Source organism: Bordetella sp. N (assembly GCF_001433395.1).
GTDB lineage: Bacteria > Pseudomonadota > Gammaproteobacteria > Burkholderiales > Burkholderiaceae_B > Bordetella_C.
Map to the genome: position 1 here is coordinate 361,583 of NZ_CP013111.1, position 22,602 is coordinate 384,184.

19 protein-coding genes and 1 other RNA gene are annotated in these 22,602 nt (G+C 63.3%); 9 read left to right on the forward strand and 11 right to left on the reverse strand.

Annotated elements, in window-relative coordinates; translation table 11 throughout:
* Window positions 1–14: 14 nt before the first annotated feature.
* Window positions 15–755, forward strand: coding sequence for an aquaporin Z (gene aqpZ, locus ASB57_RS01535; protein ID WP_057649948.1), 741 nt, complete (start codon window positions 15–17; stop codon window positions 753–755).
* 1 nt (window position 756) lies between these two features.
* Here the strand turns inward: aqpZ and ASB57_RS01540 are convergent, their stop codons facing one another.
* Window positions 757–990: a hypothetical protein gene (locus ASB57_RS01540; protein ID WP_057649949.1), complete on the reverse strand. Its 234-nt coding sequence runs from the start codon at window positions 988–990 to the stop codon at window positions 757–759.
* 279 nt (window positions 991–1,269) lie between these two features.
* On the opposite strand from ASB57_RS01540, the gene ASB57_RS01545 reads away from it, so the two are divergent.
* The 5 genes from ASB57_RS01545 to ASB57_RS01565 all read left to right on the forward strand — a co-directional run bounded on the left by ASB57_RS01545 (window position 1,270) and on the right by ASB57_RS01565 (window position 6,569).
* Complete coding sequence (locus ASB57_RS01545; protein ID WP_057649951.1) at window positions 1,270–2,913, forward strand: FGGY-family carbohydrate kinase; 1,644 nt, start codon at window positions 1,270–1,272, stop codon at window positions 2,911–2,913.
* Window positions 2,914–3,155: 242 nt separating this feature from the next.
* Window positions 3,156–4,097 carry an ABC transporter permease gene (locus ASB57_RS01550; protein WP_057649953.1) on the forward strand — a complete coding sequence of 314 codons (942 nt, stop codon included), beginning with the start codon at window positions 3,156–3,158 and terminating at the stop codon, window positions 4,095–4,097.
* Window positions 4,098–4,142: 45 nt separating this feature from the next.
* Window positions 4,143–5,096, forward strand: a complete 954-nt coding sequence (locus tag ASB57_RS01555; protein WP_057649955.1) for a substrate-binding domain-containing protein — start codon at window positions 4,143–4,145, stop codon at window positions 5,094–5,096.
* Window positions 5,097–5,131: 35 nt separating this feature from the next.
* Window positions 5,132–5,881: an ATP-binding cassette domain-containing protein gene (locus ASB57_RS01560; RefSeq protein WP_057649957.1), complete on the forward strand. Its 750-nt coding sequence runs from the start codon at window positions 5,132–5,134 to the stop codon at window positions 5,879–5,881.
* An 88-nt stretch (window positions 5,882–5,969) separates the two neighbouring features.
* Window positions 5,970–6,569, forward strand: a complete 600-nt coding sequence (locus ASB57_RS01565; RefSeq protein ID WP_057649959.1) for a LysE family translocator — start codon at window positions 5,970–5,972, stop codon at window positions 6,567–6,569.
* A gap of 92 nt (window positions 6,570–6,661) precedes the next feature.
* Here ASB57_RS01565 and ASB57_RS30905 read toward each other — a convergent pair whose 3' ends face one another.
* From ASB57_RS30905 to ASB57_RS01605, 8 genes are all read right to left on the reverse strand, one after another.
* On the reverse strand, window positions 6,662–7,702 hold the full coding sequence (locus ASB57_RS30905; RefSeq protein WP_057649961.1) for a cyclase family protein: 1,041 nt from the start codon (window positions 7,700–7,702) through the stop codon (window positions 6,662–6,664).
* A 3-nt stretch (window positions 7,703–7,705) separates the two neighbouring features.
* Window positions 7,706–8,485 (reverse strand): 3-oxoadipate enol-lactonase, encoded by a 780-nt coding sequence (gene pcaD, locus ASB57_RS30910; RefSeq protein WP_057649963.1) that lies wholly within the window; start codon window positions 8,483–8,485, stop codon window positions 7,706–7,708.
* 22 nt (window positions 8,486–8,507) lie between these two features.
* Entirely contained in the window at window positions 8,508–8,804 is a 297-nt protein-coding gene (locus ASB57_RS01580) for a YciI family protein (RefSeq protein WP_057649965.1), read from the reverse strand.
* A gap of 38 nt (window positions 8,805–8,842) precedes the next feature.
* Window positions 8,843–9,118, reverse strand: a complete 276-nt coding sequence (catC, locus tag ASB57_RS01585) for a muconolactone Delta-isomerase (RefSeq protein ID WP_057649967.1) — start codon at window positions 9,116–9,118, stop codon at window positions 8,843–8,845.
* A 54-nt stretch (window positions 9,119–9,172) separates the two neighbouring features.
* Complete coding sequence (locus ASB57_RS01590; RefSeq protein WP_057649968.1) at window positions 9,173–9,898, reverse strand: SDR family oxidoreductase; 726 nt, start codon at window positions 9,896–9,898, stop codon at window positions 9,173–9,175.
* A gap of 78 nt (window positions 9,899–9,976) precedes the next feature.
* Window positions 9,977–11,311 (reverse strand): short-chain fatty acid transporter, encoded by a 1,335-nt coding sequence (locus ASB57_RS01595; RefSeq protein ID WP_057649970.1) that lies wholly within the window; start codon window positions 11,309–11,311, stop codon window positions 9,977–9,979.
* 60 nt (window positions 11,312–11,371) lie between these two features.
* The gene (locus ASB57_RS01600; RefSeq protein WP_057649972.1) at window positions 11,372–12,310 is read right to left on the reverse strand and encodes a 3-hydroxyacyl-CoA dehydrogenase NAD-binding domain-containing protein; all 939 of its coding nucleotides are present in this window, start codon (window positions 12,308–12,310) and stop codon (window positions 11,372–11,374) included.
* A gap of 373 nt (window positions 12,311–12,683) precedes the next feature.
* The gene (locus ASB57_RS01605; protein WP_057649974.1) at window positions 12,684–14,435 is read right to left on the reverse strand and encodes a hypothetical protein; all 1,752 of its coding nucleotides are present in this window, start codon (window positions 14,433–14,435) and stop codon (window positions 12,684–12,686) included.
* A 360-nt stretch (window positions 14,436–14,795) separates the two neighbouring features.
* On the opposite strand from ASB57_RS01605, the gene ASB57_RS01610 reads away from it, so the two are divergent.
* From ASB57_RS01610 to ASB57_RS01615, 3 genes are all read left to right on the forward strand, one after another.
* Entirely contained in the window at window positions 14,796–15,773 is a 978-nt protein-coding gene (locus ASB57_RS01610; protein ID WP_057649976.1) for a tripartite tricarboxylate transporter substrate binding protein, read from the forward strand.
* A gap of 181 nt (window positions 15,774–15,954) precedes the next feature.
* Window positions 15,955–16,358: a transfer-messenger RNA gene (gene ssrA / locus ASB57_RS30210) on the forward strand.
* Between the two features lie 155 nt (window positions 16,359–16,513).
* The gene (locus ASB57_RS01615; protein ID WP_057649978.1) at window positions 16,514–17,482 is read left to right on the forward strand and encodes a hypothetical protein; all 969 of its coding nucleotides are present in this window, start codon (window positions 16,514–16,516) and stop codon (window positions 17,480–17,482) included.
* Window positions 17,483–17,844: 362 nt separating this feature from the next.
* Here the strand turns inward: ASB57_RS01615 and ASB57_RS01620 are convergent, their stop codons facing one another.
* The gene (locus tag ASB57_RS01620; protein WP_057649980.1) at window positions 17,845–19,761 is read right to left on the reverse strand and encodes a UvrD-helicase domain-containing protein; all 1,917 of its coding nucleotides are present in this window, start codon (window positions 19,759–19,761) and stop codon (window positions 17,845–17,847) included.
* Entirely contained in the window at window positions 19,758–22,124 is a 2,367-nt protein-coding gene (locus ASB57_RS01625) for an ATP-dependent endonuclease (RefSeq protein WP_057649981.1), read from the reverse strand. Before ASB57_RS01625 ends, ASB57_RS01620 begins: the two co-directional genes overlap by 4 nt.
* Window positions 22,125–22,602: the final 478 nt, after the last annotated feature.

The window sequence follows — 22,602 nt, forward strand, 5'->3', positions numbered from 1 at the left end:
TGACGGAGAACCTCATGATCAAACGGCTTTTTGCGGAGTTTTTCGGGACCTTCTGGCTGGTGCTGGGAGGGTGCGGGTCGGCGGTGTTGGCCGCCACGTTTCCACAATACGGAATCGGGTTTGCCGGCGTGGCGCTGGCTTTTGGCCTGACTGTGGTGACCATGGCGTACGCCGTGGGCCATATTTCGGGTGGCCATTTCAATCCGGCGGTGACCCTGGGCCTGTTCGCCAGCGGTCGGGTCAAGGCGGCCGACGTGCTGCCCTATATGGCCTCACAGGTGGCCGGGGGCATCATCGCGGGCGGCGTGCTGTTCCTGATCGCCAGCGGCAAGACCGGCTTCGATGCCAGCGCCGGCTTCGCCAGCAATGGCTATGGTGTGCATTCCCCGGGTCAGTACAGCATGGTTGCCGCGCTGATCACGGAAGTGGTGATGACGGCCATGTTCCTCATCATCATCAACGGCGCCACTGACGAGCGCGCGCCCAAGGGTTTCGCGCCGCTGGCCATCGGGCTGGCCTTGACCCTGATCCACCTGATCAGCATTCCGGTGACCAACACGTCCGTCAATCCCGCGCGCAGTACCGGCGTGGCGATCTTCCAGGGCACCTGGGCCCTGCAGCAACTGTGGCTGTTCTGGCTGGCGCCCCTGGTCGGCGGCGTTCTGGGCGGCGTGCTCTATCGGTTGCTGTTGGCGTCCCCAACCGCCACGCGCGCCGCGGTGACGCCGCCCGCGCCGCCCGGCGCGCCTGCATGATTCAGTGGATGACGGGAGGCTGCGCAAGCGAACGGATCAGAGCGTCGCGTTCGCTGCGCAGGGACGCCAACTCCGCCTCCAGCGTGTGCAAGGCATGGACGGCTTCTTCGGCGTCGCATTGCTGCTCGTGCAGCCAGTCCAGGTGATGCTGCTGGCGTTCCAGACGGTATTGGCTCTCGGCGATGAGCCTGTCGGTGTTGCGCAGGGCGCGGTAGGGCGCATGAGGGTCGGACATGGGGGAACTCCTGGTAGCGCATTTTTCTGGGGGAGAGAGCGAATTGATTATCGGGCACACGACGGGTTTTTGACGTAGAAAAAGCCTATGCACCGCACCTGATGCCGGCCAAATGGCTGAGGGGAAAGGTGCCACCTACATCCAAAGGTGGTCCGGCATTTTGGTTTTTGTTCTCCGTTAATATGCCGGGGCCATTTGCCTACTGCGTTGTGCCATGTTCCCTACTTGCTTCTTCATCGCGTGCAAGCCCTGCGCCCGTCCCTTGCCCGGAGCTGAGTCATGAGCGTCGTGCTGGCCTGCGATCTGGGCGGCACGAGTTTCCGTGCCGCGCTCTATGACGCGCAGGGGCAGGTCTGGGCCGAACATGCCTTGCCCAGTCCCGGTGACGGCGCGGGTGCCGCGAGCGGCCATGCGGAAGTCGATGCGGACGAGTGGTGGACCATCCTTATCGGTTTGGCTGATGCGCTGGCGCGGCAAGACCCCGCGCGCTTCGCCGAGATTCGCGGCATCGCGATATGCGGAGTCACGCGCACGCAGATACTGCTGGATGACGCGGGCCGGCCATTGCGCGCGGCGCTGACGTGGCGCGATACGCGCGCGGCTGCCGACATCGATGCCTTGCGGGCCCGGCTTCCGCAAGATCATCCTGAACTGGCCCAGGTCAACGCCTTCCATCCCCTGGCCCGGCTGGACTGGCTGCGCCGCCACGAACCGGCCATCCTCGCGCGCGCCCGTTGCGTGCTGGAACCCAAGGATTACCTTAACTTTCGCCTGACCGGCGTGCGCGCCAGCGATCCCGTATCGATGGCGCGGCTGCATGCGGCCGCTGGAGAAGGCGGTGCCTTTGCCGATCTGTCCGCCTTGGCGCCCGCGGCGATGACCTTGCCGGCGCCGAGTTTGCTGGAGGCGGCCGGTCTGGATGCGGGCTTGCTGCCGCCCTTGCTGGCGCCGACCGATGCGGTGGGGGCAGTGGTGGCTGGCTTGCCGGGCGCCTTGGCGCAACTGGCCGGCGTGCCGGTGTTCTGCTGCGCCAATGACACGTGGGCGGCGGTCGCCGGCCTGGGCGCGCTGCGCGCCGGCCATGCGTACAACATTTCCGGGACCACGGAGGTCTTCGGCGTCATCGCCCAGGTGCCTGAACATGCGGTTGCGCCACGCGCGGCCGGCCTGATGACGGTCGATTGGGGCGATGGCCTGCACCAGATCGGCGGCCCGGGGCAGAACGGGGCCGATACGATGGCTTGGCTGTTAAGCGTGTTGGAGGGGGCAGGCTTCGGCCAAGACCAAAGCCTTGGCCAAGGTGACGGCCGCTCACCGGCCGGGCTGCCGGATCGGACGCCTGCCGTACCCTCGGCCACGGCCGGGCTTGGCGTGGCCGCGCGTATCGAGGCGCTGCTCGCCGCGCCGCGCGACCCGCAGCCGCTGCTGTTCCTGCCTTATCTGCAAGGCGAACGCGTGCCTTATTGGGATGCCGACCTGCGTGGCGCCTTCGTCGGCCTGAACCGCCGGCATGGCGCGGGCGATCTGGCCTGGGCCGTGCTGGAGGGTGTGGGCTTTCTCAATCGCCTGGTGCTCGAACGGGGCGAAGCGGCCTTGGGGGCACCGGTCACCGAGATCCGCTTCGGCGGCGGCGCCGCGGCCAATGCCGCCTGGTGCCAGGTCAAGGCGGACATCTGCGGCCGGCCCGTCAGCGTCGGCGCGGCAAAAGAGCCAGGCGCGCTGGGCGCGGCGGTGGTGGCCTGGACCGGCCTCGGCCATTTTTCCTCCCTGGCCGCCGCCCAGCAAAGCGTCGTCCGCGAAGGCCGCCGCTACGAACCGGACCCAGAGCGCCAGCGGCATTACGACGCGCTATATCAACAGTACCGCGCCGCCGAAGCCGCCTTGGCGCCCATCTCCAGGTCACTCGCCGGCATGACAACGTAGGGGCGAACCGGACGCCGGCCATCCCGCCGATGCCTCCTGGCAACGGGGAAATGGCCGGGATCATCCCGGCCGACGTGCGGCGGCGCGGGCGGCAGCGCCGCTCCGCCAGGCGCCCGGCGCCGACACCCCGGAACAACAGGGCTTCACTTGTGCCCCGTTTTCCACGAAAATCCCCGTCTTTTCCCGCTTTCCGGCCGGGCCGACCCGCTCACGCCAGCCACTCGACGTCCTGCCCGAATCCGATGCGTGATTTTCTTGAAACCTACGGCACTGCTGTCGCCGGCCTGGTCCTGGTGCTTTTCTTCATGGTCGCCGCGCCCAATTTCGCGGCCGCCGGCAATCTGCTCAATGTCCTGAAGGAGACCAGCTTCCTGGCCATCCTGGCGCTGGGCTTCACCTTGGCCCTGATCAACGCCGAACTGGACCTGTCCGTCGCCGACGTCGCCAGCCTGTCGGCCGTGGTCGCCGGCGCGCTGATCCAGGGCGGCCATCCCGTCGTCATGGGCGTGGCCGGTGGCCTGCTGGTCGGCCTGGCCTGCGGCCTGGGCAACGGCATGGCCGTCACGGTGCTGCGCGTGCCGTCCCTGATCGCCACCCTGGGCATGGCCGCCATTGCCCGCGGCCTGGCCTTCGCCTTGACCGACGGCGTGTCCTTCGTGGGCCGCTGGCCGACCGGCTATACCGGCCTGGGCCGCGGCGCATGGCTGGGCGTGCCGGCGCCGGTCTGGTGGCTGATCGGTGTGACACTGGCCGCGCTGTTCCTGGTGAAGTGGACCCGTACCGGCGCCCGCATGACCGCCACCGGCGAGGCCGGTGAGTCGGCCCGCCTGGCCGGCATCAATATCCGCGCCATGAAATGCCTGGGCCTGGCCCTGGCCGGCCTGCTGGCCGGCGCCACCGCGGTGCTGCTGACGGCCAGCCTGTCTTCGGCCGCGCCCAATATGGCCGGCGATTACTTCCTTTACGCCATCGCGTCCGTGCTGCTGGGCATGACCATGTTCGAACCCGGCCGCGCCAATGTGCCGGGCACCCTGGTGGGCGCGCTGACCCTCAAGGTCCTGGGCAACGGCCTGGTGCTGATGGGCGCGCCGTACTATGTGCAGGACATCGTGCTGGGTGCGATCATCATCGCGTCGGTGGCTGTGTCGGCCACCGTGCTGAAGAAAGCCGCATTCAAATTCTGATCGCATTCTGACTATTCAATCCAGGAACACCGGGGGCCATCCATCATGCGCAAGCTGATTTCCACACTCGTACTTCCCGTTGCCGCGACCGCGCTGATGCTGGGCGCGTCCGCCGCGCATGCCTTCGAACTGGGCATCGTGGCCTTCCAGATGTCTTCGGAAACGCACGCGCGCGTGGCCAACGCGGCCGCCGCCGAGGCCAAGGCCAAGGGCTGGAACGTCACGCTGCTGAATTCGGAAGGCTCGCTGCCCAAGCACGCGGAGCAACTGGACACCCTGGTCAACCGCAAGGTGGACGCCATCGTCGTCGCCATGGGCAAGCCGGTGGAAGCCGACGCCCAGCTGCAGGCGGCCAAGGAGCACGGCATCCCCGTGATCGGCGTGATGTCCGGCGCCAGCCCGCACATGCTGTTCGACGTGGAAAGCAATGAATACACCGTGGGCGCCGACGCCGCGCTGTATCTGCTGGGCCAGCTGGGTTATCGCGGCAACATCATCACCGCGCGCTTCGAGAACAACTCGGGCACCCGCATCCGCGGCAAGGTCCTCGACGTGGTGATATCGGAGAACACCGCCGTCAAGGAACTGGCCAAGTTCTCCATGGCGCGCACGCAAAGCTGGCGCGATGACGTGCGCAACGGCATGCGTGCGCTGCTGATGCAGAACCAGGGCAAATTCCAGGGCATCTGGGCGTCCTTCGACGGCCAGGCCTATGTGATCGACGATCTGCTGCAGCAGTCCGGCATGAAGAAGGGCGACATCACCCTGGTGTCCATCGACGGCGGCCCGGAAACCTATCGCCGCATCGCCGATCCGCAAAGCCTGATCACCGCTACCGTCATGATTCCTTTCGAGGACATGGGCAAGCGCGCGGTGGACGCGCTGGACAGCATCGTGGTGAAGAAACAGTCCAAGGACAGCATCACCACGGGTCCGTATCTTTTCGCCAACGCGGTGCTGGTCGACAAGAACAACGTCCAGAATTACCTGAAGCCCTGAATCCCAGCGTCCTGAATTCCGCAGCCCGCAAGAATATGTCCGTCGTCCTGTCGCTCAAGCAAATCAGCAAGTCCTACGGTGCCGTGCAGGCGCTGCACGGTGTCGATCTGGACGTGCATGCCGGTGAGGTATTGGCCATCTGCGGCGACAACGGCGCGGGCAAATCCACGCTGATCCGCATCGTTTCCGGCGCGCAGCCGCCCAGTGGCGGCAGCATCGCCCTGAAGGGGCAGCCGGTCCGTTTCCGCTCGCCCCATGACGCCCTGCGGCAGGGCATCGCCACGATCTACCAGGATCTGGCGCTGGCGCCGCGGCTGTCCATCGTGGAAAACATCTTCATGGGCGCCGAGCATGTGCGGCGCCTGTTGCCCGGCATCCGGGTGCTGGACAAGCCGCGCATGCGGCGCGAGGCCCTGGGTTATCTGCAACGGTTGTCGGTACCCATCGAGGACATGCGGCGTCCGGTCGAGCGCATGTCGGGCGGGCAACGCCAGGCCGTGGCGATCGCCCGCGCGCTGCATTGGAACGCGGACATCGTCATCATGGACGAGCCCACCGCCGCGCTGGGAGTGAAGGAAACCGCGCTGGTGCTGGGCCTGATCCGGCGCCTGCGCGAAGAGGGGCGTACCGTCATACTCATCAGCCACAATATGTCCGACGTCGCGGCCCTGGCGGATCGGGTGGCGATCATGAAGGCCGGCACCAAGGTCATCGACCGTCCCGTGGCGGGCTTGAACGCCGATGCCCTGGCGCATATGGTGATGACCGGTCAGGACGCGACTTAGGACGCGGCCTGGGGCGCGGCAAGCTAAGTCCGTGCTGAACCTGTCCGTAAGATGCAAGGCAAGTTTCCTTCAACCTTCGAACACCGTTATGTTTTCTTACTCCGACGCGCTACTGCTGGCTTTCGGCATCCTGGTCGTCCTGATCATGCCCGGTCCTACCAATACGCTGCTTGCCGCCGCCGGCCTGCGCCAGGGCGTGCGCCGCGCGGCCCGGCTGACCGCGGCGGAGCTGGCCGGCTACACGGTGGCGATCACGGTGTGGGGCGTATTCCTGGTGCAGGCATCCCACCAGTTTTCCTGGCTGCCCGCCGTCACGCGTGTGGTCTGCGGTGTCTACGTGGCCTGGCTGGCCGTGAATATGTGGCGCAGCGCGGTGGCGCTGCCCTCGGCGGATCGCCGCGAGATCGGCATGAAGACCCTGTTCGTCGCCACCATGCTCAATCCCAAGGCGGCGCTGTTCGCCGGCACCATTTTTCCGGCGGTGGCCTTTGCGTCGCTACCGGCTTACGCGGCGGCGATGGGCATATTCGCTGTTCTGCTGCTACCCGTCGGCCTGCTATGGATCGCCTTCGGCGCCCAGCTGGGCAGCGGACGTATCACGTGGCTCAACCCGGCGCATGTGCAGCGCGGCGCCTCCGTCGTGCTGGGCGCGTTCTCCGCGACTCTGGCGTGGGCGGCGTTCCACTGACATAGCGACGCTGAAGAAACAGGGCCCCGCAGCCAGATGGATGCGGGGCCCTTTTCATGCCGCAAAGTGCAACGTGCAGCGCGCTACGCGCTTCAGACCGTCGCGATAGGGGTCACCGGCGACCCGATCGCATGCGGCAGCCGCAGCGGCGGGGCCGTCAGCATGAAATGATGGCGGCCGTTGGCATGCAGCCATTCGCCCAGCTCTTTCAGGTACCACAGCTCGGCCAGCGGCAAGCCCAGCTTGAACAGGCAGTGATGATGCAGGGGCAGCATGGCGCGCGGGCCTTGCCGTTCGCGGGCGGGGTAGGCTTCCACCGCATAGTTGTCCGCGCACAAGGCCGCGATGCCGCTGTCGCTGATCCACTGCAGCAGCTCGGCGTCCGTGCCGTCCAGCGCGGCCCCGTAATGATGCAGGACGTCGGCATCCGGCTGGCCCGCCATTTCCACCACGGCTTCGGCGAAGCCGGTGCGCAGCACCAGCATGTCGCCGCGCTCGACCTCGATGCCATCCGCGGCCAGCACCTGCAGCAATTCCTTGGCGCCGATCAGGGTGCGGCCAGTGCCGAAGTGGCGCTGCAGATCGACCAGCACTCCGCGGCCCTGCATGCCCTTGATGGCCATGTTCTCGACACCCAGCTTCAACGCGGCCGACGGTCCATCGCCATCGCAGCCGCAACCGGCGTGCGTGGCATCCTTCGGGCCGACCACGTCGACACCGGCGCGATAGCCGTTGTAGTAGCACAGCTCGGCCTTGCCATCGCCGTCGGCGTCGAACAGCGCGCCGACGTGCGCCAGCGAATCCCACTGCGTCGAGTACTGCATGGACAGCAGCACCTGGTCGTCACTGAGCACGTCGACCGCGTCGGGATTCAGATTGCGCAGGGGGAAATTCACATAAGGCGTGTCCTGCATGCGCGTGGGACTGAGCTGGGGCGGATGGCGGCGCGGGTTCAGCACATTGCCGCCCGGCAGATCCAGCGGCAGCGACAGGCAGAAGGTCTTGCCCGCGCGGATCTCGCGCGCGCCCTTCAGCACCTGTTCCTCGCCGATCAGATTGACCCGGCCCAATTGATCGTCAGGGCCGAAGTCGCCCCAGTTCGATCCGGGCGGACGTTGTTGCCAGCGTGCCATGGTTTACCCCTTCAGGAAATCGACCAGCAGACGGGCGTATTCCCGCGGCTGCTCCCAGTTGGAAATATGCGCGGCGTCCAGTTCCTCGTAGCGCGCGCCGGGGATGGCGGCGGCCAGTTCGCGGCCTTGCTGCGGCGTGGTCGACACGTCGTGCGTGCCGCTGATCACCAGCGTGGGCGCGGCGATGCGGCCCACCTGCTCGCGCAGGTCGCCATCGCGCAGGGCGGCGCAATTGCCGGCGTAACCCGCGTCGGAATGGCGGCGCATCATGTCCACCAGCACCTGGGCCAGGCCCGGGTTGGCTTCGCGCCACTGCGCGGTGACCCAGCGCTCGATCAAGGCCGGCGCCATCGCATGCAGCGTGTCGCGCTTGACGGCATCGATGCGCTGGTTCCAGCCGTCCACGCCGCCGATGCGGGCCGCGGTATTGCTCAACACCAGGCGGTCGATGCGGGCCGGATAGTCCAGCGCGAATTGCAGGCCGGTGGGGCCGCCCATCGACAGGCCGCAGAAATGCGCGCGGGCGATCTTCAGGTGATCCAGCAGTTCGGCGACATCTCCCGCCAGTTGCTTGAACGTGTAGTCGCCGGCCGGGGCCGAGGACAGGCCATGGCCGCGCGTGTCATAGCGCAGCACGCGGAAATGGCGCGCCAGCTCGGGAATCTGCGGGGCCCACATGTCGGCGCTGGAGCCAAGCGAATTGGACAGCACCAGCACGGGGGCATCCGCGGGACCGTCCAGGACGTAGTACAGGCGTGCTTGGCTCAGATCGGCATAGGACATGGGGGCTCCGGTTGAATGGGGTTCAGAGGTGGCACTTGCCGTCGACATAGGCCTTGCGCCAGCGCGTGATGGACACGCGCTCGAACAGGTCGGCCTTGGAAAAGGGATCGGCGGTAATGAAACGTTCCGCTTCCTCGCGCGTGTCCAGCGCGACCACATAAAGGCCGCCGCCGATATCGCTGCCGTCGTCATGCAGCTTGGCGCCGCAGGCCAGCAGCAGGGTGCTGTTGTCCTTGAGGAACTCCAGGTGCGCAGGCCGGTGCTGCTGGCGCACGTGCTGATGGTTCGGCTTGTCGAAGGTCTCGATGATGTAGGGCATGGCGGCTCCGGCTGGAAAGGAAGGAAACGGCAGGCGCGTCAGATCGCCGAAGGATGGCGGGCCAGCGCGGTCACGTTGACATCCATGTACGGAAACAGCGGCAGCGACGACAGCAACGTGTGCAGCTCGTCATTGTCGGCCACATCGAAAATGCTGACATTGGCGTAGCGGCCGGCCACGCGCCACAGGTGGACCCATTTGCCTTCGCGCTGCAGGCGTTGGGCCAGGGCCTTCTCGTCCGCCTTCAGCTTGTCGGCGAGTTCAACGGGCATGTCGGGGGGCAGGTTGACCTGCATTTGGGCCATGAACAACATGAATGTGCTCCTAGAAAAGAATCGCGCCCCTGGACGTGAGGGGCGCTAGGGGTATCAGACGGGCGCCACGCCGAGCGTGGTGCCGCCGCAAACATACAGGATCTGCCCGGTCACGAAACCGTTCTCCGGCGCCAGGAAGAACATGGTGGCGCGCGCCACGTCTTCCGGGGTGCCCAGGCGCTTGACCACGATGCTGTTGATGATGCGCTGGGTTTGCGGCGCGCCTTCCGGGTTGCTCTTGGTGAACAGGTCGGTGGCGATGGGGCCCGGGCCGATGGCGTTGACGGTGATGCCGTCGCCACCCAGCTCCATGGCCAGGGTGCGCGTCATGCCGATCAGGCCGGCCTTGGTGGCCGAGTACACCACGCGTTCGGGCTTGCCCAGCGCGGCGCGCGAGGCCATGTTGACGATGCGGCCGAAGCCGGCCGCGCGCATGGACGGCAGCACGGCCTGGGTCAGGATCAGGGCCGTGCGCAGGTGCAGGTTGACGACGTAGTCGAGGTCGGCCATCGACGCGGTGTCGGCCGTGCCGGGGCGCGTGGCGCCTGCGTTGTTGACCAGGCCGACGATGTCATAGGCTTCGGTGACCTGGCGCGCCACGGCTTCCGTCTGGGCCTGGTCGGTCAGGTCGGCCTGGAAGGACACCAGGCCGGCGGGCGGGTTGGCGGGCAGGCGGTAGTCGACGTTGACCACGCCGTGGCCCGCGTCGAGCAGGGCGCGGGCGATGGCGGCGCCGATGCCGGCGCTTGCGCCGGTGACCAGATAGGCTTGTGTTTTCATGGCCTGTTTTCTTCCGTTGCTTGGATTGCTTTCTGCGGAATCCGGCGGAGCGCGGCGCCGGATCGATAACTTGGCGGGTTAATGCGTCATCAAGCCCCAGGCCAGCACTGCGATGATATGCAGCACGCCGACCCACAACATCATGATGACGGTATAACCCATGATGTCGCGCAGCTTCAGTTTGGACAATGCCAGCGCCGGCAGGATCCAGAACGGTTGTACCAGGTCGTTCCAGGCATTCCCCAGCATGACCGACATGGACGTCTGGTCGATGGCGCTGCCGATGGTCTTCGCCGCTTCGATCATGAAGGGGCCCTGGATGACCCAGTGGCCGCCGCCCGAAGGCGCGAAGAAGTTGATCACGAAGGAGCTGATCAGGCCCCAGAAGGGCAGGGTGCCGGGGGTGGCGACGTCGACGAAGATCTGCGAGATCGTGTTGACCAGGCCGGATCCCGCCATGATGGCCATGATGCCGGCATAGAAGGGGTATTGAAGAATGATGCCGGCGATGGTCTTGATGCCTTCATTCAGCTTGGTGACGTAGGCCAGCGGCGTACCCAGCAGGATGATGCCCAGGAACAGGATGATGAAGTTGATCAGGTTCAGGTCCAGCGAGCCGCCGTCGATGAAGGTGAACGCCACGTAGGCGATACCCATCAGGCCGATCAGCATGCTCAGGATGCGGCTGTTGTTCAGGCGCGAGGCCAGCGTGTTCTGGTCTTCGTCGTCGCTCGCGGTCTTGGCCGGCGCGGCGTCGAGCGCCGGGTCGATGGGGGTGACCTCGTTGGCGTTCTTCGGATGCAGCAGGGCGTTGAGCAGAGGCAAGGTGATGATGATGGCCAGGCTCAGCAGCAGCATCGGCGTCGAGAAGATGGTCTGCGACAGCGGGATCACGCCCATCTGCTTGGACAGCGGATGGCCCGGGGTGGCGATCAGCACGGGGATGCTGGCCGACAGGCCCAGTCCGTACATGGTGAAGCCGCTGTAGGCCGATGCGATGATCAGGGGATAGTGGACACCCTTGACCTTGGTGGCCAGCTTCTTGGCGACCACGCCGCCGATGACCAGGCCGAAGCCCCAATTCAGGTAGCTGCCGATGCCGCCCACCAGCGTGGCGACGATGATGGCGGTGCGCGGTTGGTGGACGTGGACGACGATGCGATCCAGCAGGCGGTCGGTCAGCGGCGCGGTGGCCAGCACGTAGCCCATCGCCAGGATCACGGCCATCTGGGTCGTGAACGCCAGCAGGCTCCAGAAGCCCTTGCCCCATTCACGGGTGATGGCGCCCAGGCTCTGGCCTTCGATACCCCAGGCCAGCAGCAGCGTCAGCAGGGTCAGCCCGATGGCGAATACAAACGGATCGGGCAGATACTTGCGCATCAGCTCGGTGAAGAAACTGGCGAGTCGACTCATTTTGCCTCCAAACGGCTCGGATTGTTTTATTGATGATGGGTTGAAGCTTGGGTGCGGAAATCAGACGGGCGGCCGTTGGCCCAGCCAGGCCGCGAGTTCGGCCAGCGCCGCGCTCTTGTCGCGCAGCACGCGGTCACGGCGTTCGGGATCCCAGCTATAAAAGCCCTGGCCGCTCTTGGCGCCCAGGTGGCCGTCGCGCACTTTCTCGCGCAGCAGTTCCGAAGGCGTCGTGCGGTTTTCCAGGTCCGGGTAGAGGTATTCGGCGATCGCGCAGTGCACGTCGATGCCGTTCATGTCGCGCTGTTCCAGCGGACCGGTGAGGGCCAGGCGGATGCCCAGGCTCCACTTGACCACTTCATCGATGTCCTCGGCGCTGGCCACGCCGTTCTCCAGCAGGGAGATGGCCTCGCGGGCCAGGGCGTGCTGGATGCGGTTGGCGATGAAGCCCGGGATGTCGCGGCGCACGAGGACGGGGCGTTTGCCCACGTCGCGCAGGGCGGCCATGACACGGGTCACGGTCTCGTCCGACGTGTCGTCGTTGCGGATGACCTCCACCAGCGGGATGACGTCGGCGGGGGTGAAGAAATGCATGCCCACGAAGCGGTCGCGCCGGGTGACGGCGTCGGCCAGCGTGTTGATGGACAGGCCGGAGGTATTCGTGGCGAACAGGGTGTGGGGCGGGCAGAGGCTGTCGAGGCGCGTGAAGATGTCGAGCTTGAGCTCCAGCTTTTCTGGCACGGCCTCGATGACCAGTTCCGCGCTACAGGCGGCTTCCAGGCCGGCTTCATAGCGGATGCGCCGCATCGTCGAGGGCACGGCGCCGGCGCTGGCGGACAGCACCTGAAGCTGGCGGTCGATGTTGTGGGCCGCCCGTTCAAGGGCGCCGTCGACCGGATCGATAAGGACCACGTCCAGGCCGCGCGCGGCAAACAGCGCGGCGATGCCGCTGCCCATGGCGCCCGCGCCGATGACGGCCAGGTGTTGCAGAGGAGAAGTCATGCGGATCTCTCGCAGTGGCCCGGGCCTGGGGGCAGGCAGGGCTGCGGCGTCCGATCTGGGGGCGTCTCTTCCGTGCGTGCCTTTCCGTGCCGCGGCGGCCAGAAAAATCATTATGTTCTATATGCGAACATGTGTGCGTATATAGAATTTCTGCCGCGAATGGTAGAACGGCTTTCAGCTTGCAGACAAACGCGGTTGCATGTTGTGTCCATAGAGTGGACGCGTTGGGGTGGTGAACTGTTTTCCATGTTCATGGGGCGAACGGGGGTTTGGCGGTGCCATGAACATCTGCCCGGGACCCGGCCGCTGCTCATGCAGGCCGCCACTTGGGCAGGCCGCAGGTTGGCCAGGCCGCAACTGGCGTGGCCGCCGCTCACTCCGGGTCCGGCCGCCGCGGCGGCGCGGGGGCGGCCGCGAGGGTGGCCAGCGGTGCTTGGCAGCCGGAAGCGGGATCGACCAGCTTGACGCTGCGGCCCAGATCGATGGTGCGGACGTAGCCCTTGAATGCGATGAGCTGTTTCTCGGCGAGCTGCCGCCCTGCGGCATCCGTGGCGCTCGCCGCGGGAGCCCACGACGCCGGTGCCCACGACACCGGCGCCGCGAGCACGATGCCGGTAACGACGCCGTGGGCGTCCGTCAGCGTCATCCGTCGCAGCGCGGGCTGGCCGTACCCGTCCGTTGCGAAAGCCACGAGGCCCTCCACCCGGACATAGTCCGCATCGCCCTGCGCCATCGTGGCCGCGCTCATGGTGGCCATGCAGGCGGTTGCAGGCGCGCCGGTCATCGCGACAATGGGCCGATTGTCGAAGTCTTTCCGCGCGCCCTTGAGCGGCGCCATGCCGAACACGGACAAGCCGCGCCGCACTGGCGCGTCGGCCAGTTGCACGGCTTCCTCCGCGCGTGGATACATTGCGCGGATCTGGTCGGCGTCCTCGATGCCCAGTTCCAGGGCGAGTCCGGCCACGGCCACCTCGAAGCGCCAGGGATCCTGGTTGCGCAAGGCTTTCAGCTGCTGGGGCAGCATCAGCAGCAGCAGGACCAGGAGGCCCGCCGGCAGCGCGCGGGGCCGGCGTGCCGCCAGGGCGGTCAGTGTCGGCGCCAGCAACACCGCGAAGGCCGCCCAGACGCACAAGGCGGGGGTCTGGTAGCGGCTGGCCAGGGCGTGATCCACGCCATACGCCAAGCGCCCGCCCGCCGTGCCGGCCGCGCTGCCGCCGAGGTACAGGATGAAGGCCAGCAGCGCCAAGGGCAGCGTCGACGCTTGGGGCGCGCGCAAGGCGCGCAGCGCGATGACGGCTGACGTGGCGATCAAGGCCAGCCCCGCGGCGCCCGCGAACCACAGGCCGAAGGTCCCTTTGCCGGAGAAGAAGTAGAAGGGGCCGCCGATATAGAGCAGCACATAGGCCGCGTATCCCAGCGGGTCGCGGGCCAGCACGTGCGTGATCGGCTCGCTGCCGGACACGTAGCCGCGGAAGTAAAGCCAGGTCCCGGCGGCGGTGGCCACGAGCAGCAGTGCGCGGCGCCGCCATGAGCAGGGTGTGCAGAGGGTATAGAGCAGCATCAGCGGCAGTGCCAGCACCCCGTTGGCCATGGCGCCCAGCGACAGGATGCCGCAGGCAAGGGCGATGGCGAACCAGCGCGGCGGGCCGCCGCTGGCTTTGTACAGCGCCAGGAAGGCGCACAGCGGCAGCAGCTGCACCAGGAAGAACTGGCTCTGGAAGGCCCACGTGAGGTTCTGGTTCTGGATCCAGGACCACATCCAGGCGATCAGGAAGAGTCCCACATAGGCCGCGCGGCCCTGTCCCGCGATGTGCCAGAGCCGCTGGAACATCAATGCCAGCAGGCCCAGCAGCAGGTAGTTCAGCGCGATGAGCGAGATTGTCGTGCCCTGGAACCACGCCAGGTCTGCCCAGAAGAAGAGCCGCGAGAGCACGATGCGATGCTCGTTGTGCTGCGCCCACCAGGCGCTCCAGTCGCCGTCGGAGACGCGCACAAAGAAATGCAGATAGCCGCCCAGGGTGTCCCAATAGGGCATGGCGGAAAAATTACGCACCGCACCGATGACGGCGATGATCGCGAAGGCCGATGCGAAAAGGCCGAACAGCTGTTCTTTTGATGCACGCATGGAGATCCGGAGGCTGACGGCAAGAGGCAACTCGCCCGCGGTTTTGCTGCGTCAACCAGGGGTGTCGAGCCGGATCGTATGAGTAGATGTCCCCTGAAAAACGTTCCATCGGCCTGCTAAGCGCAAGTCGCACCGTCATTCAAAAACTCCGGCTGGAAATCAAAATGCCAGCCGTGGTTTTTGATGACGCGTCAAGATTCATTCCCTGGCGTTATGAACGCATCAGCCCATGGAAATTGTGCGGGGCTGCGGGGCGGCCAATACTGCTGGCACAGCCGCCAGGGGCCGCGATGCAAGCAAGGCCCTGCATGCCGATACCGGCACGAGAGCGGCGCACGTTCGACACCAAAGGAGATTTGCATGCGTGCACGCTTTTGCGCGGCCATGGCCGCGTTCGCCCTGACGTTTGCCGTTCAGGCCCAGGCCCAGAATCCTGTCCCGGCAGGCAGCTACCCGAGCGCGCCGGTCAAGGTGGTGGTTCCCTTCGCGGCGGGTTCTTCCACCGACATGGTGGGCCGCGAGGTGGCGCGCATCCTGACCGACGACCTGCATCAGTCCTTCATCGTCGAGAACCGGCCCGGCGCGCAGGCGACCATCGGGTCGGCGCAGGTGGCGCGCGCCGCGCCGGACGGCTATACCTTGCTGCTGGGCAGCAATACGTCGATCGCCGCCGCGCCCTTCCTGATCAAGGACGTGCCCTATAAGCCTTTGAAGGACTTCGTCCCGGTCGCGCGGGTCGGCTCGGTGCCGTTCGTGCTGATCGTGCGCCCGGATCTGCCGGTGAAGACGGCGGCGGAGCTGATCGCGTATACGCGTCAGCATCCGGGCAAGCTGACCTGGGGCTATGCTAATTCGGCCAATCAGGCGGCGGCCGCCGCCATGACCAAGGCGGCCGGGTTGGAGACGACGGCCGTGCCGTATACCAGCGTGCCGCAACTGGTGGTCGACATGCTGGGCGGTCGCCTGGACTTCGCCATCATCGATGTGACGAACGCGGCGCCGCAGATCAAGTCCGGCAAGCTACGCGCACTGGCGGTCACGCCGGCGCGGGAGATCAGCGCCTTGCCTGGCGTGCCGCCGCTGGGGGCGACCTTGCCCGGTTTCGAGCTGGTGGGGTGGTATGGCCTCTATGCGCCGGCCGGCACCCCTCCGGCCGTCGTTGACCGGCTGTCCGTGGCCTTGCTCAAGGGCTTGGGGGATAGCGCGGTGCGCCAGCATTTCCAGCAGGCCGGGCTGGATACCTATCCGGCCAGCGCTGCCGACCTGGCGACTTTCGGCCAGGCCGAGACCGTCAAATGGCAGCGGTTGGCGCAGGACGCGGGGATCACGCCGCAGTGACCGAACGTCATGCGTGGGTCAGAGGTCTCATCTTTAGCGGACCTCGGCCAAGGTAGCCGGCGCGGCACCCACGGTCCTGGAGGAGGGGCGCCCCACGCCCCACCTCCTTTGCTCCAGTTGGCAAGAAATCCCTCGCTGCCCGCACGGCGCCGGTTAAAAGGGTATAATCCGTGGTCCAACTGGGGCCGATCCGGATTCGACGTGGGTCGCGAAACAGCCAGGGCATGCCGAGCACCAGTAAGCTCGTAAATCCACTGGAACACTTACAAACGCCAACGAAGACGTTTTCGCTCAACAGCCCGCCCTGCGTGCTGCCTAAATGAGCTGCGGCACTGATCTGTCTTTGGGTCAGTTGGAGGAAGGCAACTTCCTAGGAGGGGTAACCCTTCGAACCATAGCCGTATCATTCACAAAGAATCGGCGTACACCGGGGTCTGACGGGGTGCGTTTAAATTACATGACTCGCTTTGGTCCGGCCTGTCGATTGGCTAAGACTCGAAGTTAAATCCAAATAGGTCGACTACGCATGTAGATCTGTCTGCGGAGGGCTTACGGACGCGGGTTCAATTCCCGCCGGCTCCACCAGATTTGAAAAGCCGCCCGGCATCACGCCGGTGTGGAGTTAAGCATAAGTTGGCGTTAATGCCTTCTTATGCTTAATTTCACGAATTGCCAAATTTTGGTTTGTCGAAAAAATATGGCAATAACGGAAAGTTTGGCCGCAAAAAAGGCGCTCCGAAATGGAGCGCCTTTTTTTTATTGCGAGTAGCTGGGTGGGCTATGCCCTTGATTCTCGGGAGTGGCGTATTGGAGTGCCCAAAGAACTGGAGACGGAGAAACTGCCCAAGACTGCCGATAATGTCGAACGGCAGCTTGCGAACTACATTGACTTTACACCTGTCTTGGGGGATAGAGGAAAGGTTCGAACCAAGCTCACCGAACGAATGTCCGACGTTTTCACCTCAGAAGCGCCTGAGGATAAGGACATCTTCGCAAAGCTATCACCGGCAGCTATTGCAGAGAAAGCAAGGCAGACTGCATTGGTTTTCCCCGACACTGATAGGCGGGAACTACTTAAGTCACTTAAAGCTCGTTTGAAAGGATGCTTGCTGGAGGGTGGTTTTGCGGTCCCAGAGTCAGAAGAGGAACTAACTCAGCAGTTAGAACTCATCCTCGTCCGAAATGAAGGCCTCGTGCGCAATGCCTTCAAGCGATTGCGCGCGGACCAGGTCGTCGTGACAAAGGCATACTTGCCCGAAGGAATTGACAGCACAGCAGCGCTTTCTCCTGCAAAGAAGGCGGCCTACGGCATCTTTCCGGACAATCTGAGCAAAGACGAAGTCGCGTTCGCAGAGTTGTTAGACACCTCTCCGGAGGTTGAGTGGTGGCACCGCAACCTGCCGGGGACTACGTCTCCAGATAACATCGGCTTGTACAGCTGGTCTGGCGGCATCGGCTTCTATCCGGACTTCGTGGTAAAGCTCAAGGACCGCAAAGAAGGCGACGGAATTGCCCTCATAGAAGTGAAGGGCCCTCACTTGTTGCAACACGACAAGGAAAAGGCTGCCGCTCGACACCCTTCTTACGGCCGAGTTTTCATGGTCAGCCGCAAAGACGGTAAGAGTGACTTCCGTCTGTGGAGACTGGCGGACGACAAATCGAACGTAGATGATGGCAAGTTCGAGTTTGTGAGGCTCCATCAATCCTAGCGCAGTAATGCGCGACATCAGCGCCCCCCCCCAATCCGTCACCTATGGAAGCTTAATAAGCGGCCCAAAAATTAGAGGAAACCTGGGCCGCAGTGGGCTAGCTGTTGGTTTGCACAGAAAACTGACCCTGCATTTGCATCGAAAACTGACGCAGCTCTAATTTGATTGCGTCTGGGTTGCCACAGGTTTGGTTGCTTTACGCTCCTTTTTGGATTGTGTGCTGCTGTTTTTGAATCGGGACCGAGCAGGATAGAGTTCACGAGGTAGGTCAGAATTAGATGCAAATCAAACATCAAAGTGGGTCAACTCTGCCTGCAAATCAACAGTCTATGTTGAAATTTTGACGCTTCGGTCAAGGGAGGCTAATGTTGGTCGCCCGTGAGAAGGTCCTGTGTGATAACCGAACCCTCGGGGAATATGCCGCTTGCGACGATGTGAGTTGCGGTCGCCGCAGGGTCTGCGACAAAGAATACCAATGCCAGACCACGCTTGGCGCGAGTGCAGCACACATAGAGCAGCCGCAGAGTCCGGCTCCACGTGTTGTCCTCACCGTTCGCAAAGGCAGCTCGGTCAGCAGCACTGGCCTGTGCGTCGCCCAGCACCTTCTCGTAGTCATAGAGCCGGTAGTCGTTCTCCTCTTCATCCATCACCACAAGCACTCGGTCGAACTGCGCCCCCTTGACGCCGTGCTGTGTCGCGAAAGGAGACCCTTCCGAGAGGTATTGGCCGTAGGACGTCAGTTGCGGAGCCGGGCAGTCCAGGAGCTTTAGGACGGGCAGGTCCGAAGGCAACCCTCCGTCCGCCTCGTTTCCTTCGGCTTCGGCCGGGGCACCTTTGAGACCAAGTACGCGTTCAAGACGCTCATCCAGGGCAAGCAGCCCAGTGGCGCGCAAGTGCATCGCCACGTCCCGAATCGAGCAGCTTTCGTCGTTCATCATTCGGACCAACTCCAGTTTGGCCTCCCGAAGCTCGCGAAGCAGATGTGCGCCATTCTTCCCAGCAAGGTTGCTTGCTGCCAGGCGAGGGCAGCGCGCGCGGAGAATGTTCATTGCCTCAAACTCATTTCCGTTCTGCATGGCAGCGACCAGAGGAAGCACAAAGCCCAGGAATGGCTGGACCGGCCAGCCCGTTCCATCCAGAAGTCCCTGCTTGATGCTGTCGGGCGCTCTTTCCGACAACGCTGCAAAGATGCCGTCCCAGCCGAGGCGCTTTGCCGCAATTCGGTGGACGATGACCAGTATCTTGACCGCGAGCTCCGGCTGTACCCAGCCGTCGTCGGCATCGGCCGCTGCACACCATGCCCGCACTTTGGCCAAGGCCTCGTTGCGGTTCATCGTCTTGGGCAGGATGAAGATGCGAGCAGAGCCCTCCACTGGTCGCTCGGTCCCGTCAAGTTCTTCGTGCAGCCCTCGCTCCTGCTTCAGACCATCGCCCTGTGCCCTGATGGCATTTGCGACGTGCAAGATGCTCTGGGCAGACCGAAAGTTCTCTGGCTTTGTGATGCTTTTCCACCCGTCTTCGAGCCCAATCGAGCCTGAACCTCTGAGATAAATCTTCTGCATTGGGTCGCCGAAGAATCCGATACAGAACCGACCCCGCATTTGTGCCTCCACCATCCTGAAGGACTCGACGACCTCTTCGAACGTGTCCTGACTCTCATCGATGAAGACGAAGGGGTAGTTCAGCGCCACAAGCCGCCTGAACAGGGGGCGAGTCTTTAGAAGATGGTCCGCAAGCTGAATGATGTCCTCATGGCCCAGTATGCCCTTCGGGTAGTCGCTACCCATGCCATATCGGAACGACGTGACCTTTTCTATCTCCTCCAAATGCCTTGCGAGGCGTTCCTGGTCACGCTTATTGTTGTCGCGCGTGTTCTGACGAACCCTTTGACCGAAGTTCCGCGCCTTCTCGACCAGTTCATCAATTCGGCGTTGGAGGTCCATACGCAGCCAAACTTTGATGTCAGCTTGGAAGCTGCTCGCGATGGTCCAGTAGAAACTGTGGATGGTCGAGACGTGCACAAGCGCGTCCGCGTTGACATCCTCTCGGATTTCGTTAGCAGCAACTTCCGTGTACGTGATGCAGGCGACTTTCTGCTTTTTCATCAGCATCGTTGCGCCATGCTCTGCAATGACGCGGTCCATCGCTTTGATAAGCGATGTCGTCTTCCCGGAACCTGCTCCAGCCGTAACTACGAAAGGCGTCGCTGGGACCGATTTGATACACGCATGGATTTCCTTATCTGCATCCGTGTCGGGACTGTTCGTGCGTCTGCTCATTGCGCGGCTCCGGCCTCTACAAGGAAAGCACCGTCGTTCACCGGCTCGATGGCGGCAGCGCCAGCCGCGATAGCGACCTCCGCCTCTTGCTCGTGTGCGACTCGCTTCTCTAGCCAGACCAGTCCTTCTGAGATGTAGGTTGGCACCCTCCACTGGTTGAGCGGTCCGCTTGCCAGAACCTCCAATGCGAATCGAGTCTTGTCGAAGCTTCGGCTGACCACACGCTTGTGTAGCCCCAGAGCAAGCTCCTCAGGCGTGGTGGCTGCTTTGCGCAACTTGAGCCCAATCGGCCGATTGGCCGCGGCTTGGCACCAAGCCGCATTCTCAAGGCCGAACGCTTCTTCCAGGGTTCGACCGCAACGCTCCACCGTATTACCCTCGACCGTAACCGGTATTGGTGTCTGGTAGGCAACGCGGACATGAGCGTCGGTCGCGCTGGCAAGTGCAAGAACTTTCTGCTCGGGGGGGGCTTTCCAAAGCTCATCTACGGAATGCTTCTTAGGGAGCCAGCTGATGAGCGTCTGGTTCGCCGTCACCGCGTGCGGAACGTGCGCATGACATGTACTTCCGCGCTTCTTGGACGTTGCCTTCTCACCGCCATCGCCCTCACCGTCCTCTTCGACCTCGAAGGGCCGGAGCTCATCTTCATCCTCATCGACGCCCACGTCAGCAGCTGCGTCCTCCTTGACCTCTACGCTGTCCAGGTCGGTGACGACCAGCGTGGTGAGTCCGACGAACTCGATGAGCTCCTGGAAACGATGTGCGAACGCCCCACCGACCTCCAGAATGGTGAGCGCAGATGAGCGTAGCCGCGGCGCGGCCGTCTCAATCATGGCGGGCATCAGCAGCCGCTCGACATTTCCCTCCACCAGCACGGCGGCATCCGAAAAGAACAGGTCACAGTGCGTGAGTTTGAGGTATCGCTGCAGGAACTCGCGTGCCTCCTTTTCGGTGTCGCCGGCCTTGAAGCGAGAGAGATTGCGGACGTCGGTGTGGTGTTCCAACTCGGCACTGACACGGCGGAAGTAACGGATTGGCGAGAACCCTCTTTCATAGAGGATGTGGGGAGAGTGCGTCGTCACCACCAACTGCGTGTGGAAGAAGGAGTCTTGGTCCTCCTTGTCCTCCTCGAGCAGCTTGAGCACGTTGCGGATGAAAACCTGCTGAATCTGCGCGTGCAGATGTGCCTCAGGCTCCTCGATGAACACGAGATGCAACGGGGCTCGCTCTGCTTCATCACGGTTCCACCGTTCGTGCAGGTCGAGAAGCTCGACGACCATGTACACGAGATTCTTGAAACCAAGTCCGTTGTAGCTATCGGGCAGATGTGCCGGGACGTTCCCTGGAACAACATAGTGGACTTTGGCATCTTGTCCGAGGACAGTGCTCGGTTCCAAAGCGGCTCGAATAACGATGTCAGGGTTGTTGACGCCGGGGTAGCCGAGCTTCTTGAGCCGGTCAAGGGTGTCTTTGAAGACCTCCTGCAAATGGAAGTTCAATCCCTTCTCGGAGGCATCCAGAGCCTGCAGAGCTTGGTGGTCGTCGCCACGCTTCTCGAGGTGGCGCTGGTAGAAGCGGCTGAGCTTGCGGGATAGGTTCTCCGAACGGGAGCTGGTTCCTTCGTCCGGGTCGTCCAAGTGGCGCTGAGCGCGCAAAAAGTCGACCTTCAGCAAGGACTTGATGACCGCTGCACCTCCCCTGTCCTTGTCTCCGGCTATGGACAACGGAGAGTAGTCAACGTTTTTCTCCCGATACCCCTCGAACTCACGCTCGTCTAAGACGTAGTAGCGAAAGGTGTATTCCGTTGCCAATGCCTTAGTCAGGTACTTGGTCAAGCTTTCTGGCCATGGCTTGTAATCACTAAAGTCCGTCCCAACCGCGCCGGCGGCACCCTCTGCCTTCGCCGCTTTTTCAGCCAACGCCTTGGCCGCCTCGTTGCCCTTCCCGCGCAGGTCTCTAAAACGATGAAAAAGTTCGTCTTGGTTCTTTGGCTCAAAGGCCACACGAACACCGACGCATTTCCCATCCCAGTCGGTACTAGGAAGCAGCGGCATAGCTGCAACCAAGTCCTGTTCACCCACGCGGAACCACATGTCGAGCGAAATACTTGGAAGCGATTTCTGTTCCCCTCCCTCATCTGGAATAGGCTCCCCAGCCTCATCAATGCCAGGCCAAAGCGCGGCGCTGAAATCAAAGAGTTCAAATCGCTTCGCATCCCCCCGCAATAGGGAAAACAATCCCTGAACTGCGGAAGTCTTTCCACTGTTGTTCGCGCCAACAAAAATGGAAATCTTGTCGTCTAGCTCGATTACGACATCGCGCAACCTGCGGTAGTTCTGCAGCCGATAGGCTTGGAGCCTCATGGACATTCCCTCTGGTAATTCGCTGTTCAACGCCCAAGGCTAGAAAGCGAGCCGCAACTATTTTTTGAAATTTCAGGCCGGCGACCGCCTATCAAAGACCAATGCGGAGCGAATCAAGCCATCTCTTTATAGAGTGCCAACCGTTACAAGAGCTTACCGCGCAGAAATGGGATTAGCCAACACGTTGAAGTATTTCTGCGGCGCAGACTGTTCTCCCAGTTATAGACCCACGCCAAAAGTTGGCTTCGGCCGCCCCGGCGGAGGGGCGCCCCCGGGCATTTGCACGTTTTGCGATGAAGTTGTTCCCATAAACTGGCATTTCGTGAAGAAGTCAGAAATATCCAAGAAAACAGAAAATATCTCCTTTTATTTTCATGCACTTACGTCACGCGCCAGCTTATGACTTAGATTTCCGCGAACTGCCAAGAAATGTTTTCATGGTCTCGAACATAGAGGCCAGCCCTACCAGGAAACGACG

Excerpts from the sequence above, each read along its gene's own strand:
- ASB57_RS01540 (WP_057649949.1), bottom strand. The coding sequence starts at position 990 with ATGTCCGACCCTCATGCGCCCTACCGCGCCCTGCGCAACACCGACAGG.
- ASB57_RS01590 (WP_057649968.1), bottom strand. The coding sequence starts at position 9,898 with ATGAAAACACAAGCCTATCTGGTCACCGGCGCAAGCGCCGGCATCGGC.
- ASB57_RS01600 (WP_057649972.1), bottom strand. The coding sequence starts at position 12,310 with ATGACTTCTCCTCTGCAACACCTGGCCGTCATCGGCGCGGGCGCCATG.
- pcaD (WP_057649963.1), bottom strand. The coding sequence starts at position 8,485 with ATGTCCTATGCCGATCTGAGCCAAGCACGCCTGTACTACGTCCTGGAC.
- ASB57_RS01580 (WP_057649965.1), bottom strand. The coding sequence starts at position 8,804 with ATGCCCTACATCATCGAGACCTTCGACAAGCCGAACCATCAGCACGTG.
- ASB57_RS01550 (WP_057649953.1), top strand. The coding sequence starts at position 3,156 with ATGCGTGATTTTCTTGAAACCTACGGCACTGCTGTCGCCGGCCTGGTC.
- ASB57_RS01545 (WP_057649951.1), top strand. The coding sequence starts at position 1,270 with ATGAGCGTCGTGCTGGCCTGCGATCTGGGCGGCACGAGTTTCCGTGCC.
- ASB57_RS01595 (WP_057649970.1), bottom strand. The coding sequence starts at position 11,311 with ATGAGTCGACTCGCCAGTTTCTTCACCGAGCTGATGCGCAAGTATCTG.
- catC (WP_057649967.1), bottom strand. The coding sequence starts at position 9,118 with ATGTTGTTCATGGCCCAAATGCAGGTCAACCTGCCCCCCGACATGCCC.
- aqpZ (WP_057649948.1), top strand. The coding sequence starts at position 15 with ATGATCAAACGGCTTTTTGCGGAGTTTTTCGGGACCTTCTGGCTGGTG.
- ASB57_RS01615 (WP_057649978.1), top strand. The coding sequence starts at position 16,514 with ATGGAGCGCCTTTTTTTTATTGCGAGTAGCTGGGTGGGCTATGCCCTT.
- ASB57_RS01560 (WP_057649957.1), top strand. The coding sequence starts at position 5,132 with ATGTCCGTCGTCCTGTCGCTCAAGCAAATCAGCAAGTCCTACGGTGCC.
- ASB57_RS01625 (WP_057649981.1), bottom strand. The coding sequence starts at position 22,124 with ATGAGGCTCCAAGCCTATCGGCTGCAGAACTACCGCAGGTTGCGCGAT.
- ASB57_RS01555 (WP_057649955.1), top strand. The coding sequence starts at position 4,143 with ATGCGCAAGCTGATTTCCACACTCGTACTTCCCGTTGCCGCGACCGCG.
- ASB57_RS01620 (WP_057649980.1), bottom strand. The coding sequence starts at position 19,761 with ATGAGCAGACGCACGAACAGTCCCGACACGGATGCAGATAAGGAAATC.
- ASB57_RS30905 (WP_057649961.1), bottom strand. The coding sequence starts at position 7,702 with ATGGCACGCTGGCAACAACGTCCGCCCGGATCGAACTGGGGCGACTTC.
- ASB57_RS01610 (WP_057649976.1), top strand. The coding sequence starts at position 14,796 with ATGCGTGCACGCTTTTGCGCGGCCATGGCCGCGTTCGCCCTGACGTTT.
- ASB57_RS01605 (WP_057649974.1), bottom strand. The coding sequence starts at position 14,435 with ATGCGTGCATCAAAAGAACAGCTGTTCGGCCTTTTCGCATCGGCCTTC.
- ASB57_RS01565 (WP_057649959.1), top strand. The coding sequence starts at position 5,970 with ATGTTTTCTTACTCCGACGCGCTACTGCTGGCTTTCGGCATCCTGGTC.